Origin of the sequence: Phenylobacterium koreense (assembly GCF_040545335.1) — a bacterium.
Lineage (GTDB): Bacteria > Pseudomonadota > Alphaproteobacteria > Caulobacterales > Caulobacteraceae > Phenylobacterium > Phenylobacterium koreense.
The window spans coordinates 1,065,819-1,083,231 of sequence record NZ_JBEPLU010000001.1; the positions used below are offsets into that span (position 1 = coordinate 1,065,819).

The 17,413-nt window shown below is 67.7% G+C and carries 17 protein-coding genes; 13 read left to right on the forward strand and 4 right to left on the reverse strand.

The genetic code is table 11. The features are described 5' to 3' along the window. The first annotated feature begins 28 nt into the window (after window positions 1–28). The 7 genes from ABID41_RS05235 to ABID41_RS05265 all read left to right on the forward strand — a co-directional run bounded on the left by ABID41_RS05235 (window position 29) and on the right by ABID41_RS05265 (window position 7,292). The gene (locus tag ABID41_RS05235; RefSeq protein ID WP_331931999.1) at window positions 29–274 is read left to right on the forward strand and encodes a hypothetical protein; all 246 of its coding nucleotides are present in this window, start codon (window positions 29–31) and stop codon (window positions 272–274) included. A gap of 14 nt (window positions 275–288) precedes the next feature. Continuing rightward, a complete protein-coding gene (locus ABID41_RS05240; RefSeq protein WP_331931998.1) occupies window positions 289–1,251 on the forward strand; it encodes a KpsF/GutQ family sugar-phosphate isomerase in 963 nt (320 codons plus the stop codon). A gap of 94 nt (window positions 1,252–1,345) precedes the next feature. After that, complete coding sequence (locus tag ABID41_RS05245; protein ID WP_331931997.1) at window positions 1,346–2,845, forward strand: phosphomannomutase/phosphoglucomutase; 1,500 nt, start codon at window positions 1,346–1,348, stop codon at window positions 2,843–2,845. A 111-nt stretch (window positions 2,846–2,956) separates the two neighbouring features. Beyond that, window positions 2,957–4,261 carry a UDP-glucose dehydrogenase family protein gene (locus ABID41_RS05250; RefSeq protein WP_331931996.1) on the forward strand — a complete coding sequence of 435 codons (1,305 nt, stop codon included), beginning with the start codon at window positions 2,957–2,959 and terminating at the stop codon, window positions 4,259–4,261. Between the two features lie 415 nt (window positions 4,262–4,676). Then, window positions 4,677–5,357 (forward strand): DUF969 domain-containing protein, encoded by a 681-nt coding sequence (locus tag ABID41_RS05255; protein ID WP_331931995.1) that lies wholly within the window; start codon window positions 4,677–4,679, stop codon window positions 5,355–5,357. After that, the gene (locus tag ABID41_RS05260; protein ID WP_354297255.1) at window positions 5,354–6,304 is read left to right on the forward strand and encodes a DUF979 domain-containing protein; all 951 of its coding nucleotides are present in this window, start codon (window positions 5,354–5,356) and stop codon (window positions 6,302–6,304) included. The genes ABID41_RS05255 and ABID41_RS05260 overlap by 4 nt, the downstream gene beginning before the upstream one ends. Next, window positions 6,282–7,292: a DUF2891 domain-containing protein gene (locus ABID41_RS05265; RefSeq protein ID WP_331929350.1), complete on the forward strand. Its 1,011-nt coding sequence runs from the start codon at window positions 6,282–6,284 to the stop codon at window positions 7,290–7,292. The genes ABID41_RS05260 and ABID41_RS05265 overlap by 23 nt, the downstream gene beginning before the upstream one ends. On the opposite strand, the gene ABID41_RS05270 is transcribed toward ABID41_RS05265, so the two are convergent. Then, window positions 7,289–8,305: an adenosine deaminase gene (locus ABID41_RS05270; RefSeq protein ID WP_331929352.1), complete on the reverse strand. Its 1,017-nt coding sequence runs from the start codon at window positions 8,303–8,305 to the stop codon at window positions 7,289–7,291. The two genes, ABID41_RS05265 and ABID41_RS05270, sit on opposite strands and share 4 nt — an antisense overlap. Next, window positions 8,305–9,657, reverse strand: a complete 1,353-nt coding sequence (gene glmM, locus ABID41_RS05275) for a phosphoglucosamine mutase (protein WP_331929354.1) — start codon at window positions 9,655–9,657, stop codon at window positions 8,305–8,307. Before glmM ends, ABID41_RS05270 begins: the two co-directional genes overlap by 1 nt. 110 nt (window positions 9,658–9,767) lie before the next feature. On the opposite strand from glmM, the gene glmS reads away from it, so the two are divergent. Beyond that, window positions 9,768–11,588 (forward strand): glutamine--fructose-6-phosphate transaminase (isomerizing), encoded by a 1,821-nt coding sequence (gene glmS / locus ABID41_RS05280; RefSeq protein ID WP_331929356.1) that lies wholly within the window; start codon window positions 9,768–9,770, stop codon window positions 11,586–11,588. A 4-nt stretch (window positions 11,589–11,592) separates the two neighbouring features. On the opposite strand, the gene ABID41_RS05285 is transcribed toward glmS, so the two are convergent. Then, window positions 11,593–11,850: a hypothetical protein gene (locus ABID41_RS05285; protein WP_354297256.1), complete on the reverse strand. Its 258-nt coding sequence runs from the start codon at window positions 11,848–11,850 to the stop codon at window positions 11,593–11,595. Between the two features lie 184 nt (window positions 11,851–12,034). On the opposite strand from ABID41_RS05285, the gene ABID41_RS05290 reads away from it, so the two are divergent. Together ABID41_RS05290 and ABID41_RS05295 are read left to right on the forward strand one after the other, a co-directional pair. Then, window positions 12,035–12,904 (forward strand): UTP--glucose-1-phosphate uridylyltransferase, encoded by an 870-nt coding sequence (locus ABID41_RS05290; protein ID WP_331930896.1) that lies wholly within the window; start codon window positions 12,035–12,037, stop codon window positions 12,902–12,904. 3 nt (window positions 12,905–12,907) lie between these two features. Beyond that, a complete protein-coding gene (locus ABID41_RS05295; RefSeq protein WP_331930898.1) occupies window positions 12,908–13,768 on the forward strand; it encodes an SDR family oxidoreductase in 861 nt (286 codons plus the stop codon). Between the two features lie 10 nt (window positions 13,769–13,778). Here ABID41_RS05295 and ABID41_RS05300 read toward each other — a convergent pair whose 3' ends face one another. Continuing rightward, window positions 13,779–14,534 carry an alpha/beta fold hydrolase gene (locus ABID41_RS05300; RefSeq protein WP_331930900.1) on the reverse strand — a complete coding sequence of 252 codons (756 nt, stop codon included), beginning with the start codon at window positions 14,532–14,534 and terminating at the stop codon, window positions 13,779–13,781. 84 nt (window positions 14,535–14,618) lie between these two features. On the opposite strand from ABID41_RS05300, the gene ABID41_RS05305 reads away from it, so the two are divergent. From ABID41_RS05305 to infC, 3 genes are all read left to right on the forward strand, one after another. Then, window positions 14,619–15,788 carry a glycosyltransferase family 4 protein gene (locus ABID41_RS05305; RefSeq protein WP_331930902.1) on the forward strand — a complete coding sequence of 390 codons (1,170 nt, stop codon included), beginning with the start codon at window positions 14,619–14,621 and terminating at the stop codon, window positions 15,786–15,788. After that, window positions 15,788–16,762 carry a glycosyltransferase family 9 protein gene (locus ABID41_RS05310; protein ID WP_331930904.1) on the forward strand — a complete coding sequence of 325 codons (975 nt, stop codon included), beginning with the start codon at window positions 15,788–15,790 and terminating at the stop codon, window positions 16,760–16,762. Before ABID41_RS05305 ends, ABID41_RS05310 begins: the two co-directional genes overlap by 1 nt. Window positions 16,763–16,876: 114 nt before the next feature. Beyond that, complete coding sequence (gene infC, locus ABID41_RS05315; RefSeq protein ID WP_331930906.1) at window positions 16,877–17,398, forward strand: translation initiation factor IF-3; 522 nt, start codon at window positions 16,877–16,879, stop codon at window positions 17,396–17,398. Window positions 17,399–17,413: the final 15 nt, after the last annotated feature.

Genomic DNA, 17,413 nt, shown 5'->3' on the forward strand with positions numbered 1-17,413 from the left:
GCGCGCGGCCCTGGCTATATGAGGCTCGATGTCTAATCGGCTGTTCTTTCCGCTGATCGCGGCGCTGGCGCTGGCGCTTGTCGCCCTGGCCGCCGTCTGGCCTCAGGGCCTGGGCGCGCGCGCGCCCGGTCCGTTCGGCCATACGCCGATCCAGCAGACCGCCAGGATGCAGGCGGCGATGAAGCGCGAGACCGAGGCCTCCGAGGGCCGGATCAAGGCCGCGCGCGAGGCGGTCGCCGACGCACAGACCCAGGCGCTCAGCCCCACCAAATGACAGGCGCTACCACCATGACCGAGTTCGACGCCGTCGCCGTCGGCCGCCGCGTACTTACCGCCGAGGCCGACGCCTTGCGTCTGCAGGCGCAAGGGCTGGGCGCCGACTTCGCCCGCGCCGTCGACCTGCTCCACGACGCCAGGGGCCGGGTGATCTGCACCGGAATCGGCAAGTCAGGCCACGTGGCCAAGAAGATCGCCGCCACCTTCGCCTCGACCGGCGCCCCGGCCTTCTTCGTGCACGCCAACGAGGCCAGCCACGGCGACCTGGGCATGATCGCCGAGGGCGATGTGATTCTCGCCCTCTCGAAGTCCGGACAAAATCAGGAACTGGCGGACGTGATCGCCTATTCCCGCCGGTTTCACATCCCGTTGATCGCCATCACCTCATCGGACGACAGCCCGCTCGGCCAAGCCGCGGACGTGGTGCTGAAGCTCGCCGACGCCCCCGAGGTGACAGCGGAGGTCAAGGCGCCCACCACCTCCACCACCCTGCAGATCGCCCTGGGCGACGCCCTGGCCGTCTCGCTGCTGGAACGACGTGGCTTCACCGCCAAGGATTTCAAGATCTTCCATCCAGGCGGCAAGCTGGGCGCCATGCTGCGCACGGTCGGCGACCTGATGCACGGGGCCGAGGAACTGCCGCTGGTCGGCCTGGACACGCCGATGTCCGAGGCTCTGCTGATCATGACGGAAAAGGCGTTCGGGATCGTCGGCGTGGTCGACGGCTCCGGCGCCCTCAAGGGCGTGATCACCGATGGCGACCTTCGCCGGCATCTGGACGGCCTGCTCGGTCACACCGCTGGCGAGGTGATGACGCCCGGCCCTAAAAAGACCGCACCTCCCCACATGCTGGCGGCCGAAGCCCTCGCGCTGATGAGCGACCCGTTGCCGATGGTGACTGTGCTATTCGTGGTCGCAGATGATCGGCCGGTAGGCATTTTGCGTGTTCACGACCTGGTGCGCGCCGGCGTCTGACATCCGTCACGAAACGCGCGCTCCAGTATCGCGTTGGCTTGGCCTTAAGGTCTGACCGCCACTTAAGAGCGGCCAGAGAGATAACGGAGTTACGATGCTGCCTACCCCGCGCGCCGATCTGAAGCCCAACACCTTCGAGTACGAAGTGACTCCACTGGTGAAGGCGACCGGCTTCCGAGAGTACGACGCGCGCTGGCTGTTCGGCCCCGAGATCAACCTGCTTGGCGTCGAGGCGCTGGGTCTGGGCCTGGGGACCTACATCCAGGAGTTGGGCCAGACGAAGATCGTAGTGGGCCACGATTACCGGTCCTATTCGCTGTCCATCAAGCAGGCCCTGACCGTCGGCCTGGTCGCCGCCGGCTGTGAGGTTGTGGACATCGGCCTGGCGCTTTCGCCGGTCGCTTACTACGCGCAGTTCGCGCTGAATGCGCCGTGCGTGGCCATGGTCACCGCCAGCCACAACGAGAATGGCTGGACCGGCGTGAAGATGGGCGCTCAGCGCCCGCTGACCTTCGGCCCGGTGGAGATGGGCCGCCTGAAGGAGATTGTCCTGGGTGGCGAAGGCAAGACCAGGGCCGGGGGTTCGCTCACCCACGTCGAGGGCTTCGCCGAAACCTATATCGCCGACGTTTCGTCGCGCGTGGCGGTCAAGCGGCCTCTGAAGGTGGTCTGCGCCTGCGGCAACGGCACGGCCGGCGCCTTCGCCCCGGACGCCCTGCGGCGGATGGGCGTCGAGGTGGTCGAGATGGACTGCGATCTCGACTGGACCTTTCCGCGCTACAACCCCAACCCCGAAGACCACGAGATGCTCAAGGAGATGGCCAAGGCCGTCAAAGAGCATGGGGCCGATCTTGCCCTCGGCTTCGACGGCGACGGCGACCGCTGCGGCGTGGTGGACGACACCGGCGAGGAGATCTTCGCCGACAAGATCGGCCTGATGCTGGCGCGCGACCTGTCGGCGCTGCACAAGGACGCGACTTTCGTTGTGGACGTGAAGTCCACCGGCCTCTTCGCCACGGATCCGGTGCTGAAGACCAATGGCGCCAAGACGGTCTACTGGAAGACCGGCCACAGCTACATCAAGCGCAAAACCGCCGAGATCGGGGCCTTGGCGGGCTTCGAGAAGAGCGGTCACTTCTTCTTCAACCAGCCCCTCGGCTATGGCTACGACTGCGGCCTGACCGCAGCGGCGGCCGTACTGGCCATGCTCGACCGCAATCCGGGCAAGAAGCTTTCGGAGCTCAAGGCCGCCCTGCCCGTGGCCTGGACATCGCTGACCATGTCGCCCCACTGCGCCGACGAGGTGAAGTACGGTGTCGTCGACAAGGTGGTGGCTGAGTACGAAGCGCTGGCCAAGGCCGGCGGAACGATCCTGGGCCGCAAGATCGTCGAGGTCATCACCGTCAACGGCGTGCGGGTGGCCCTGGAAGACGGATCGTGGGTCCTGGTCCGCGCCTCGTCCAACAAGCCGGAGATCGTGGTGGTCGTCGAGAGCACCCAGTCGGAAGACGACATGCGCGCCCTGTTCCGCCAGGAAGTGAAGCCGCGGCTGGCCGCGCATCCGGAAGTCGGCGCCTACAACCAGGAAGTCTGATCGGCGGGCTGGGCGGCGCGGGTCTTGCTGAGCCGGCTGGCCGCTGTTCCTAACTGGACCAAGCGGCGCCGCCATGGTGAAAGGCGGAACACGCACGCCAAAGGGTAATCCATGCACGTCACGATGATCGGCACTGGCTATGTGGGGCTGGTGAGCGGGGCCTGTTTCGCCGATTTCGGTCACGACGTGACCTGCATCGACAAGGACGCCAGCAAGATCGAGCGCCTGAAGGCCGGCGGCATCCCGATCTACGAGCCGGGCCTGGACCTGCTGGTGGCGCAGAACGTCCGCGCCGGCCGGCTGCACTTCGACACCGAAGCCGCCGAGGCGGTGAGGAAGTCGGACGCGGTGTTCATCGCGGTCGGCACGCCCTCGCGCCGGGGCGACGGCCACGCCGACCTTTCCTACGTCTACGCCGCAGCCGAGGAGATCGCCGGCCTGCTCGACGGCTTCACCATCATCGTCACCAAGTCCACGGTTCCGGTCGGCACTGGCGACGAGATCGAGAAGATCATCCGCGCCCGGCGGCCGGACGCCCAATTCGCCGTGGTTTCCAATCCCGAATTCCTCCGCGAAGGCGCGGCTATTGAGGACTTCAAGCGCCCCGACCGTGTGGTGGTGGGCATCGAGGACGAGCGTGCGCGCCCGGTCATGACCGAGCTCTACCGGCCGCTATTCCTGAACGAGACGCCGATCCTGTTCACCGGCCGGCGGACCAGCGAGCTCATCAAGTACGCGGCCAACGCCTTCCTGGCGATGAAGATCACCTTCATCAACGAAATGGCCGATCTCTGCGAAGCGGTCGGCGCCGACGTGCAGCAGGTCGCCCGCGGCATCGGTCTCGACAAGCGCATCGGCGGCAAGTTCCTTCACGCGGGGCCGGGCTATGGCGGGTCCTGCTTCCCAAAGGACACTCTGGCCCTGGTGCGCACCGCGACCGACGCCGGCACGCCCGTCCGCCTGATCGAGACGACCGTGGCGGTGAACGACGCGCGGAAGAAGGCCATGTCCGGCAAGGTATCGACGGCGCTGGCCGGCGACCTTGCCGGCAAGACCATCGGCGTGCTGGGCCTGACCTTCAAGCCGAACACCGACGACATGCGCGATGCGCCCAGCCTCGACATCATCCCGGCGCTGCAGGCGCTGGGCGCGAGCGTCCAGGCTTACGATCCCGAAGGCGCGCACGAGGCGCGCCAGCTTCTGCGCGATGTCGATTTCAAGGACGACGCCTATGCAGCCGCCCAGGACGCGGACGCGCTGGTGATCATCACCGAATGGGACCAGTTCCGCGCGCTCGACCTGGAACGCGTCAAGCAATCCATGAAGTCCCCGGTGCTCATCGACCTACGCAACATCTACAAGCCCGAAGAGGTCCGCAGCCGGGGCTTCAAGTACGCATCGGTCGGCCGCGCCTAGGCCGGCCGACAACTCAGCTTCAAGGGGCCAGAAGCTGTATCAGGGTGTTGCCGATCCAAAGGGCGCCTGCCCAGAAGGCTATGGCCAGGACAGCGACGAACGCGAGGCAAGCGATCGAGGTCAGACCTCTTGCTGCTCCCCGCGATACGCCACCGAACGCGACGTTGCGTGGCATGTTTCGCTCCCATCCATTTTATCGATCAACATCGGTCGAGCGATGCTGACTTGGTGAGGCTGACACGAATTAACGCTTCTGCAAAGTGCTGCCGCCTCGTCAATCAATACGCGCAAGAACAGGCTTTGCTCCATCAAGCCGCCTGCATTGTGGATAAGTCGGTGGATGCGGGCGCTCTGCCTGATTGCGGGATGATCGTCCGTCGCTAGAGTTCACGTCCGCGAGAGGGAACCGGCGCCAGTGCTGTCGCTTGTAGGAATTATCGTCGTCGTGGCGGGCTTCATGGCCCGTCTCAATCCGCTGCTGGTGGTGACGGTCGCGGCCCTGGTCACCGGGCTGGCCGGGGGCCTCAACCTGGTCGAGGTCGTTGAGACCTTCGGCAAGGCGTTTAAAGAAAACCGTTATGTCAGCGTGGTTTGGGCCGTGTTGCCGGTTATCGGCCTGTTGGAGCGCGCAGGCCTGCAGGAACGCGCCAAGACCCTAATCGGCCAGGTGCGCACCGCCACCACCGGCCGTCTGCTCATCCTCTACTTCATCGTCAGGCAGATCACCGCCGCCCTGGGCCTCACCTCGCTGGGCGGCCATGCCCAGATGGTGCGGCCGCTGATCGCCCCCATGGCCGAGGCCGCAGCCGAGACCCGCCACGGGGAGTTGCCGGACCGTGCGCGCCAGACGATCCGGGCGCATGCGGCGGCTGTGGACAACATCGCCCTCTTCTTCGGCGAAGATATCTTCATCGCCATCGCCTCGATCCTGCTCATCAAGGGCTTCCTCGAGCAGAACGGCATCCTGGTCGAGCCCTTGCAGCTCTCGGTCTGGGCCATTCCGACCGCGGTCATCGCCCTGACGATCCACGGAACGCGGCTGACACTGCTGGACCGCCGCATCGCCCGCACCCTGGCCGAAGGGGCGAAGGCATGATCGGCCTGGAGACCCTCTATCTGATCGGCGGCGCCTTCTTCGCTGCGATCGCGGTGCTGAGCGTGCGCGACGCGTCGAACCCAAAGCGTTGGAAAAACACGGCCTTCTGGGGCCTCTTCGCGGTCTCGTTCCTGTTCGGATCGCATCTGCCGGACTTCGCGAACGGCCTGGTCGTGATCGCCATGGTGCTTGTCGCCGGCTTCGGGGGCCTGGGCCGCGGCGAGCCTGCTACGACCGGGCCGGAAGAGCGGACAGAGAGCGCGGCGCGGCTGGGAAATCGCCTTTTCCTGCCGGCCCTGGCCATACCGCTCACGGCGCTCGCCGGGACCTTCGCCTTCAAGCGCCCGGAGCTGGCGGGCTTGGTCGATCCCAAGCAGGCGACGCTGGTTTCGCTGATCCTCGGCGTCTTCGCCGCCCTGGCCATCGCCATGCCGATGCTGCGAGCGCGCCCCGCCACGCCCTTGCAGGAGGGCCGCCGGCTGCTCGACACGGTGGGCTGGGCGGCGGTGCTGCCGCAGATGCTGGCCGCGCTGGGCGCGGTCTTCGCCGCGGCCGGGGTCGGCGAGGCCATCGGTCAACTGGCGGGCCAGTCCCTGCCCGAGGGCAGCCGGATGGCGGCGGTGGCGGCCTACACCTTCGGCATGGCGATCTTCACGATGATCATGGGCAACGCGTTCGCGGCGTTCCCGGTCATGACCGCCGGCATCGGGCTTCCGCTTATCGTTTTGAAATTCGGGGGAAATCCGGCGATCGTCGGGGCCATCGGGATGCTGTCCGGGTTCTGCGGGACGCTGATGACGCCGATGGCCGCGAACTTCAACGTCGTGCCGGCGGCCCTGCTGGAGCTGTCGGACCGCAACGGCGTGATCCGGGCCCAGGTCCCGACCGCCATCCTCCTCCTCTTCGCAAACACGGCGCTGATGTATGTCCTTGCCTTCCGTTTCTGAGCTGAATCAAGATCTTGGCGAGAAGTTCGCACGGCTGGCCTTGGGCCATGTCCGCCGTCCCTACCCCTTCAAGCTCGACCAGGTGCTGGCGGGCGACGAGGACGTCCTACCGCCGCGGGTGCTGCACCCGATCTTCCACGGCAGCTTCGACTGGCACTCCTGCGTCCACGGCTACTGGCTGCTGGCGCGGCTGCTGAGGCGGCTGCCGGACATGCCGGCGGCGGAAGATATCCGCCGCCTTTTCAACGAGATGGTCGTTCCGGAGAAGGTCGCCGGGGAGCTGGCCTATCTCCAGCGGCCGACCAGCGCCGGCTTCGAGCGGCCCTATGGCTGGGCCTGGCTCTTGATGCTGGCGGCGGAACTGGAGCGCCACGACGCGCCGTGGGGCGCGGCGCTGCAGCCGCTGGGTGTAGCTTTCGCCAACCGTTTCAAAGACTTCCTCCCCAAGGCCACCTATCCGATCCGCACCGGGACCCACTACAACACCGCCTTTGCCCTGACTCTCGCCAGCGATTACGCGCGCCAGGTCGGGGACCAGGAACTGGCCACACTGATCGAGGCGACGGCCCGTCGCTGGTACCTGGACGACGCCGGCGCCCAGGCCTGGGAGCCGAGCGGGGACGACTTCCTTTCGCCCACCTTGATCGAGGCCGAATGCCTTCGGCAGGTGCTGCCATCGGCAGGTTTTCTTCCTTGGTTGTCCAACTTCCTGCCGGATATCGCGGAGCGACGGCCCAAGGCCCTGTTCACCCCGGCCATGGTCAGTGACCGCAGCGACGGCAAGATCGCGCACCTGGATGGCCTGAACCTCTCAAGAGCCTGGTGCTGGCGCTCGATCTCCAAGGCCCTGCCCCTGACCGACCCGGCCCGCCCGGTCGCCCTGGCCGCGGCCGACGAACACCTGGCCGCAGGGCTGGAGCACGTGGCCGGCGACTATATGGGCGAGCACTGGCTGGCGACCTTCGCCCTGCTGGCGCTCGAAGCCTAGGCGGCCTCGGCGACGTAGCGGTCGATCTCGGCCAGGTGGGCGGCGATCTCGTCGTCGGTCAGGAAGGAGCCGGTGAAACTGTTGCGCGCCAGGGTGACGAGCTCGTCGCGGGTGAGCCCGACCGCCTTGGCCGTCTCGACCCAGTTCTGGCCGAGATAGCCGCCGAAGTAGGCCGGGTCATCCGAGTTGACCGTGGCGCGCAGGCCGAGCTGCAGCATTCGGCGGATGGGGTGGGCGGCCAGGTCGTCCACCACGCAGAGCTTGAGGTTCGAGAGCGGGCAGACCGTCAGGGTCATGCCCTCGAGCACCAGGCGCTGGGTCAGGGCCGCGTCTTCCAGGGCGCGGTTGCCGTGGTCGATCCGGTCGACTTCCAGGAGGTCGAGCGCCTCGTAGACATAGGCGGGCGGCCCCTCCTCGCCGGCGTGGGCGACGACTTTCAGGCCGCGAGCGCGGGCGGCGGCGAAGACCTTCTCGAACTTGGACGGCGGATGCCCGACCTCGGAGGAATCCAGGCCGACCCCGACGATGCGATCGAGATAGGGGTCGGCGTGATTGAGGGTCGCGAAGGCGTCGTCCTCGGAGAGGTGGCGCAGGAAGCAGAGAATCAGCTTGGAGGTGACGCCCAGCTCCGCCTGCGCCTGGTCCATGGCCGCGAGCAGGCCGTCGGCCACGACGTCGAAGGGCACGCCGCGCTCAGTATGGGTCTGGGGGTCGAAGAATATCTCGGCATGGCGCGCGCCATCGGCCGCCACCCGCCGGAAATAGGCCATGGCCAGGTCGTGGAAGTCCTGGCGCGTCAGCAGGACGCGGGCGCCCTGGTAGTAGATGTCCAGGAAGTCCTGGAGGTTCGAGAAGGCGTAGGCGGCCCGCACCTCCTCGACGCTGGCGAAGGGCAGCGCAACGCCGTTGCGGCGCGCGAACTCGAACATCTGCTCGGGCTCGAGGCTGCCTTCGATGTGCAGGTGAAGCTCGGCCTTCGGAAGGCCGAGGATGAAGCCCTCCAGGTCCTGCATCAGGCGGCGGCCTTCTTCACGGCCCCGACGATGTCCTTGACCACCTCGTTGACCAGCTTCTCGTCGTCGCCCTCGGCCATGACGCGGATCAGCGGCTCGGTGCCCGAGGCGCGGACCACGATCCGCCCCGAGCCGTTCAGGCGCTCCTCGGCCTTGGCGATGACGCCCTTGACCGCGTCGCTCTCCAGCGGCTTGCCGCCCGCGAAGCGCACGTTCTGCAGGAGCTGCGGCACCGGCTCGAACTGGCGGGCCAACTCGCTCATCGGCTTGTCGGAGGCCTTCATCACCGCCAGCACCTGGAGGGCGGCCAGCAGGCCATCGCCCGTGGTCGAGAAGTCCGAGAGGATCATGTGGCCCGACTGCTCGCCGCCGAGATTGAAACCGCCCTCGCGCATGCGGGCCATCACGTAGCGGTCGCCGACCTTGGTGCGTTCGAGCTTCAGATCGCGGGCCGCGAGGAACCGCTCCAGGCCGAGGTTCGACATCACCGTCGCCACGACCCCGCCGCCGGACAGGCGGCCGCGCTTGGTCCAGTAATCGGCGATCAGCGCCATGATCTGGTCGCCGTCGACGATGTGGCCCTTCTCGTCGCAGATGACCAGGCGGTCGGCGTCGCCGTCCAGGGCGATCCCGACGTCGGCGCGGAACTCCTTCACCGCCCGAGCGACGGCTTCCGGATGGGTCGAGCCGCAGTCCTCATTGATGTTGGTGCCGTCGGGGTTGACCCCGATCTTGATGACCTCGGCGCCCAGTTCGTAGAGCACCACGGGAGCGACCTTGTAGGCTGCGCCATTGGCGCAATCGATCACGATGCGCAGGCCCGAGAGGCTGAGGCGGCGGGGGAAGGTCGCCTTGGCGATTTCGACGTAGCGGGCCTGGCTGTCGTCCACCCGGGCGACGCGGCCGAGCTCGGTGGCCGGGGCGAGGCCCTCGGCGAGACCAGCGCCCATCAGCGCCTCGATCTCCATCTCCCGCTCATCGGAGAGTTTGTAGCCGTCGGGACCGAACAGCTTGACGCCGTTGTCGGTGTAGGGGTTGTGCGAGGCGGAGATCATCACCCCGAGATCGGCGCGCAGCGACCGGGTCATCATCGCGACCCCCGGGGTCGGCATCGGGCCCAGCAGGCGCACGTCCATGCCGACGCTGGCGAAGCCGGCGACCAGGGCCGGTTCGACCATGTAGCCGGACAGGCGGGTGTCCTTGCCGATCACCACCAGATGCCGGCGGTCGGCCTGCGACATGAAGAGCTTGCCGGCGGCCAGCCCGACGCGCAGCGCCACCTCGGCGGTCATCGGATGGCTGTTGGCTTCCCCGCGGATGCCGTCGGTGCCGAAGTAGGCGCGCTTGCTCATGCGTCTTCCCGAAACGATACGAAACTCAGATTTAGTCGACGTCGCATTTGCGAATGCTAAAGGCGACGCAGGATTATCACGCTTGCGCGCGATGAAAGGAACCAGTCGGCATGTGCGGCATCATCGGAATCGTCGGGAAGTCTCCGGTGGCCGGACGGCTGGTGGAAAGCCTGAAGCGCCTGGAGTACCGCGGCTATGACAGCGCCGGGGTCGCCGCGCAGGTGAACGGGGTGCTGGAACGCCGCCGCGCGCCCGGCAAGCTGCGCGAGCTGGAGGCGGTGCTGGAGCGCCAGCCGCTGGTCGCCGCCACCGGCATCGGCCACACCCGCTGGGCCACGCACGGCGCGCCGACCGAACGCAACGCCCACCCGCACATCGCCGGCCGCGTGGCGGTGGTGCACAACGGCATCATCGAGAATTTCGCGGAACTGCGCGCCGAACTGGAGGCCAAGGGCCGCGTGTTCGCCAGCGACACCGACACCGAGGTCGTGGCCCACCTGATCGACGAGAACCTGAACGCCGGCCTGGAGCCGCTGGCGGCGTTCAAGGCCACGCTGGACCGGCTGAGCGGCGCCTATGCCCTGGCCGTGCTGGTCGGCGGCGACACCGACGTGGTCATGGGCGCGCGTAACGGCCCGCCGCTGGCGGTCGGCTATGGCGACGGGGAGATGTTCGTCGGCTCCGACGGGCTGGCGCTCGGCCCGTTCACCAACCGGGTCGCCTATCTGGAAGACGGCGACTACGTGATCATCGACCACGGCAGCGCGCGGATCTTCGACGCCGGCGGCGCGCTGGTCGAGCGCCCGATCAAGACCCTGCCCGCCTCCGCCGCGGTGATGGAGAAGGGCAACTATCGCCACTTCATGGAAAAGGAGATCCACGACCAGCCGGAAGGGTGCCAGCGCACCATCGCGGCCTATGTGGACACCTTGACCACGCGCACGAAGATCCCCGGCGACATCGACTTCGCCAAGATCGACCGCATCCAGATCGTGGCCTGCGGCACGGCCTATATCGCCGGCCTGCTGGGCAAGTATCTGATCGAGCGGATGGCCGATCTGCCGGTCGACGTCGAGGTCGCCTCGGAGTTCCGCTACCGCGAACCCGCCCTGAACGCCGGCTCGCTGGCCATCGCCATCTCGCAGTCAGGCGAGACCGCCGACACCCTCGCCGCCTTCCGCTACTGCCAGGCCAAGGGGATGCAGAGCGCGGCCCTGGTGAACACAGTGGAATCGACCATCGCCCGGGAAGCCGACGTGATCTGGCCGATCCACTGCGGGCCGGAAATCGGCGTGGCCTCCACCAAGGCCTTCACCGCCCAGGTCGCCATGCTGAGCGCCCTGGCCGTGGCCGCCGCCCGCCAGCGCGGCAAGATCGACGAGGCCGAGGAGAACCGGCTGGTGCGCGTGCTGCTGGAGGCGCCGCGCCTGATCGCCGAGTCGATCAATCTGGAAGAGGCCGTCCGCGCGATCGCGGTGGACGTCTCCAAGGCCCGCGACGTGCTCTATCTGGGCCGTGGGCCGATGTATCCCATGGCCCTGGAAGGCGCGCTGAAGCTCAAGGAGATCAGTTATATCCACGCCGAGGGCTATGCCGCCGGCGAACTGAAGCACGGCCCGATCGCCCTGGTGGACGAGGCGACGCCGATCGTCATCCTGGCGCCCTTCGATAGCTATTTCGAAAAGTCGGCCTCGAACATGAGCGAGGTCATGGCCCGGGGCGGCCAGGTCGTCTTCATCACCGACCCCGAAGGCGAGCGGAACGCACCGGCCGGCGCGCGCGTGGTGGTCACGGCGCCGAAGTGCGATCCGCTGATCGCGCCGCTGGTCTTCTCGGCGCCCATCCAACTGCTGGCCTATCACGTGGCCGTTCAGAAGGGCGCCGACGTCGACCAGCCGCGCAACCTCGCCAAATCGGTGACTGTAGAGTAGCCGCCTACTTCGCGGGCGGCGTCGTCGTATCCGCAGGCGGCGGGGTCGTCGTCATGGCGTCGGCCGGGGGCGGCGTGGTCGCCATCGAGCCGGTGGCTGGCGGCGTGGTGGCCGCATCGGCCGGCGGCGTCGCCGTCATGGTGTCGGCCGGCGGAGTGGTGGTGTCGACGGCGGCCGGCTCCTCAGCCGGCTTGTTGCAAGCGGCCAGGGTGAGGGCCAGGGCCGAAGCGGCGACGATGGTCGAGTAGCTGCGGAAGTTCATGAAACGCCCTTTTTACAGATGATCGATAGCGCCACGAGAACAGGTCACGCTCTCGTGAGTTCCCAACTCCGTTCATGAAACGGGCAGATCGTCAAATTTGCAGGCGCTTGCCGAAGATTTGCGCTGGGCGTGACCGCAAATTTCGCGCATCCCCTCATAACGTCGGGGAACAATCGGAGGATGCATGACAAAGCGCGTGCGTAAGGCGGTGTTGCCAGTGGCTGGTCTGGGGACGCGGGTTCTGCCCGTAGCCAGGGCCACGCCAAAGAACCTGCTGAACGTTTTCGACCGGCCGATACTGTCCTACGTGATCGAGGAGGCTCGCGCCGCGGGGATCGAGCACTTCGTGTTCATCACCAGCCGCGGCCAGGGCGCGATCGAGGATTTCTTCGACGGGAATCCCGAGATCGAGGGCGCCCTGGAGGCCAAGGGCAAGCTGGACGTCCTGACCGAGGTGCGCCGGGATATTCTGACCCCCGGTTCGATGAGCTTCGTGCGCCAGATGGCGCCGCTGGGCCTGGGTCATGCGGTGTGGTGCGCCCGGGACATCATCGGGGACGAACCCTTCGCGGTGATGCTGCCGGACATGCTGATGGCGGCCAAGACTCCCGCCCTGGCTCAGGCGATCGCCGCGCATGAGAAAACCGGCGGCAATATCGTGGTGGTCGAGCCCGCTCCGGAGGGCGAGGCGCACAAGTACGGCATCGTGGCGCTGGACGGGCAGGACGGCCGTCTGAACCGCATGACCGGCATGGTGGAAAAGCCCGCGCCGGGGACCGAACCCTCCAACCTCTTCATCTCGGGCCGCTATGTCCTGCAACCGGAAATCTTCGACCTGCTGCAAAGGCAGGGGAAGGGCGCCGGCGGCGAGATCCAGCTCACCGACTCCATGGCCGAGCTGATGAAGACGCAGGACTTCCACGCCCTGGAGTACGAGGGCGTCACCTATGACTGCGGCGACAAGATCGGCCTGCTGCGGGCCAATATCGCCTTCGCGCTGCAACGGCCGGAGTTCGCCGACGCCGCCCGCAAGGCGATCAAGGAGCTGCTGTAGCCCTTGCGGCTCCTGATCTACGGATACGGGTTCGCGGGAAAGGCCCTGGCGCGCCGGATGGCCGCCAAGGGCTGGGCGGTTTCGGCCACCTATCGTGACCCGGAGGCCGCCGCGGCCATGCGGGCCGACGGTATCGATCCCGTCCCGGCCGGCGACAAGGCCGCCATCGCCGAGCGGCTCGGGCGGACCCAGGCGGTCCTGGTCGCGACTCCGCCGGGACCGGAGGGCTGCCCTGCGCTGCAGGTGCTGGTCCCGGCCCTGGCCAGGGCCGGGGCGTTTCCCGACTGGATCGGCTACCTCTCCACCACCGGCGTCTATGGCGACCGGCGTGGCGGCTGGGTGTTCGAGGAGAGCTCGCTGGCCGCCCGCTCGCCCGAGGGCGCGCGCCGGGTGGCGGCTGAGCGCGACTGGCTGGAGGTCGGTCGCGGCATGGGGCTGACCGTGACTGTTCACAGGCTGCCGGGGATCTACGGTCCTGGCCGGTCCGCCTTCGACCGGCTGCGGGACGGCCGCGCGATACGCTACGCCCTGCCCGGCCACGTCTTCAGCCGCATCCACGTGGAAGACCTGGCCGCCGGACTGGAGGCCTCGATCGCCAGGCCTCGGGCCGGCGGGATCTACAACCTGTGCGACGACGAGCCGGCGCCGAACAGCGCGGTGATCGCCTATGCGGCGCAGCTACTGGGTGTCGAGGCGCCGCCAGAACGCCTGGTGGACTTCGGCGCCATGCCGCCCCAGGCGCGGCGGTTCTACGACGAGACCAAGCGGGTCTCGAACGCCAAGGCCAAGGCCGAGTTGGGCTGGCGGCCGGCCTTTCCGACCTATCGCGAAGGCCTGGCGGCGATCCTGAAGGCAGGGGGATGACGGCCTCGGGTCAGCGCGGCGAGGCCAGGACCTCCTCAATCGCCGCGATCAGGCGAGCGATGTCCTGCGGCCTCGACAGGCGATGGTCGCCGTCCTTGATCAGGGTGAAGACCACGTCCTCGCCATGGATCGCCTGGGCCAGTTCCAGCGCATGACGCCAGGGAACGTCCGGGTCGGCTCCGCCCTGCAGGATGCGGACCGGCATGTCGAGATTGACCGGTCCAGGTAGGATCGACCAGCGTGCGCCGTCCTCCAGCAGGTTGCGGCTGATCGGATAGGGATCGCCGTATTCCGAGGGCCGCCACCAGACGCCGGCCTCCTCCAGCGCCGCGCGATCGGCCGGAGTCATTTCCGGCGCCATGAGCTTTTCGGTGAAATCCGGCGCGGGGGCGATCAGCACCAGGGAATGGATGCGGTCGGGGATGGCGGCTGCGGTCAGGCAGGAAAGCCAGCCGCCCATGGACGAGCCAACCAGCACCGCCTGGCCCATCACCAGCTTGTCCAGCACCGCCAGGGCGTCCTCGCGCCAGCGGGTGATCGTGCCGTGGGCGAAGTCGCCCTCTGACTCGCCATGGCCGAAATAGTCGAAGCGGACGTAAGGCCGGCCCGCCGAGGCGGCCCAGTCGGCCAGGGCCTGGGCCTTGGTTCCGGCCATGTCCGACCTGAACCCGCCCAGCCAGACGACGGTGGGGCCTTCGCCCTCGATGCGCCGCCAAGCCAGTTTCGCGCCGTCAGGGCGCTCAAGGAATCCCGCCGTCTCAACCATGGACGGCCTCATAACGCGGGCTTGTGACATCGTTAAGCGCCTCCGCGGGCTTTACCTGCATGATGCTTGCGTTATGCAGAACGCGTGACCCTTCCCCCCGACTTCACACTCCTGCAGGTCGTGCCCGAGCTCGACACCGGCGGGGCCGAACAGACGACGATCGATATCGCCGACGCGGTGGTGCGCGCCGGCGGCAAGGCGCTCGTCGCCACACGGGGCGGGCGCATGACCGCGCGGCTGGAGGCCGACGGCGGACGCCTGGCGCAGATGCCGGTGCAGACCAAGAACCCGCTGGTGATGCTGGGCAACGCTGCGCGGCTGGCGGACCTGATCCGCCGCGAGAAGGTCTCGATCGTGCATGCGCGCAGCCGGGCGCCGGCCTTCTCGGCCCTGTGGGCGGCGCAGGCGACCAAGACGCCGTTCGTGGCCACCTATCACGGGGTCTATGGCGCGAAGAACAGCCTCAAGCGCTGGTACAATGCGGTGATGACCCGCGGCGACCTGGTGATCGCCAATTCCGACTACACCCGCGACCATGTGCTGGCCGAACACAGGATCGACCCGGCCAGGATCGTCTCCATTCCGCGTGGGGTGGACCTTGAGCGGTTCAATCCGAGCTGGGTGGCGCCCGAGCGGGTGGACCAACTCCGGGCCGCCTGGGGCGTGGATCCCAAGGACCGGCGGGTGAAGCTGCTGCTGGCCGGCCGCCTGACCCGTATCAAGGGGCATCTGCTGGCGATCGAGGCCGCCCGGCGGATGAACCGCGACGACTTCCTGATCCTGTTCGTCGGCGACGACCAGGGCCGGACGGACTATCGCCAGGAGGTCGAGGCGGCCATCGCCGCAGCCGGGCTGGACGAGCAGATCCGCCTGGTCGGCCACTGCGACGACATGCCGGCGGCCTATCAGATCTGTGACCTGGCCATGCTGCCCAGCACCAAGCCGGAAGCCTTCGGGCGGACGGCGGTCGAACCGCAGGTGATGGGCAAGCCGGTGCTGGCCTCCAATCACGGAGGAACCACCGAGACGGTGATCCATGGCGAGACCGGCTGGCTGGTGAAGGTCGACGACGCCGACGCCTGGGCCGCCGCCATGACCAAGGCGGTGGAGTTGGGCCCGGCCCGGCTGGCCGCCATGGGTCAGGCCGCGGCCAATCGCGCGCGGCGGCTCTATTCCGTCGAGGCCATGTGCGAGGCCACCCTCGAGGCCTATGCTCGCGTGCTCGCGACCCGCCGCGGGGAGCAGCTCGGCTGATGGCCAAGGAAGTCCGCAAGATCCTGGTTATCAAGCTGTCGGCCCTGGGCGACTTCGTCCTGGCGCTGGCGGCGATGAAGAAGATCCGCCAGGCGCACAAGCGCGCCCACATCACCCTGCTGACCACGCCGCCGTTCGAGTCGCTGGCCAAGGCCTGCCCCTATTTCAATGCGGTCGAAACCGACGGGCGTCCGGGCGGGCTGGGCGAGTGGCTGGCCCTGCGCAAGCGGCTGAAGGGCGCCAAGTACGACCGGGTCTACGACCTGCAGACCTCGGCCCAGTCGGCGCGGATCTTCCACATGCTGGCGCCCTTCCCGCCCGACTGGTCGGGCATCGCCGCCGGGTGCTCGCTGCCGCACAAGAACCCCAACCGCAACCGCATGCACACGCTGGAGCGGCACGCCGACCAGCTCAAGTACGCCGGCATCTGGCCAGATGCACCGACCGAGCCGGGGACCGCGCCGGGGCCCGATCTTTCCTGGGTGCTGCCCAAGCCGTCCGAGACCCGGCCGGTGCCGGGGGGCGTGAAGCCCAAGCCCTATGCCCTGTTCATTCCGGGCGGATCGGCCCACCGGCTGGACAAGCGCTGGTCGGCCGAGCGGTACGGCCAGCTCGGCAAAATCCTCTTCGACCGCGGCTATGACATCGTGATCATCGGCGGGCCGCAGGAAAGCGCCCTGGCCCGGCAGATCCAGCGCGAGGTGCCGCGGGCGCGGGACCTGACCGGCCGCACCGACTTCGCCCGCATCGCGGTGCTGGGCGCCAAGGCCGCCCTGGTGGTCGGCAACGACACCGGGCCGCTGCACTTGGCCGCAGCCACCGGCGCGCCAACCGTGGTGCTGTTCTCGAGCGCATCCGACCCTCAGCTCGCCGCGCCGCGGGGCCAGGTGACCGTGCTGCGGGCGGGGAATCTGGCCGACCTGCCTGTGGCCGAGGTTCTACAGGCCGCCAACGCATTGCTTCCGCAGGCCTAGCGCCGCTTGATTGGGCCGGGCGCCTTAGTCATATATGGCGGGCTGACCGGAGCCCTCTGCTGCCGGCCATATCCGTTACAACAGCTCTAGGAGCGAAAGCCTATTCGCCGCCCGATGCAGGCGCCGCCCGTCAAAGACGGACCGCGCATCAATGATGAGATCCGCGTCCCCAAGGTTCTGCTTATCGACCAGCATGGCGAGAAGCAGGGGGTGATGCCAACTTCGGCCGCTATGGAAGCCGCCGAAGAAGCCGGCCTCGACCTGGTCGAGATCGTCCCGAATGCGGATCCGCCGGTCTGCAAGATCCTGGACTACGGCAAGTTCAAGTTCCAGGAACAGAAGAAGAAGAACGAAGCGCGCAAGCGTCAGAAGGTCGTCGAGATCAAGGAGATCAAGCTCCGCCCGAATATCGACACCCATGACTACGACGTCAAAACCAAGGCGATGCATCGCTTCTTCGACGAAGGCGACAAGGTGAAGGTCACCCTTCGCTTCCGCGGTCGCGAGCTGGCCCACCCGGAACTTGGCATGAAGCTGCTCCAGCAGGTCAAGGCCGACTTCGACGAAGTGGCCAAGGTCGAGTACGAGCCGCGCATGGAAGGCCGCCAGATGATCATGATCCTGGCGCCTCGCTAGGATCGGCCTCACCGC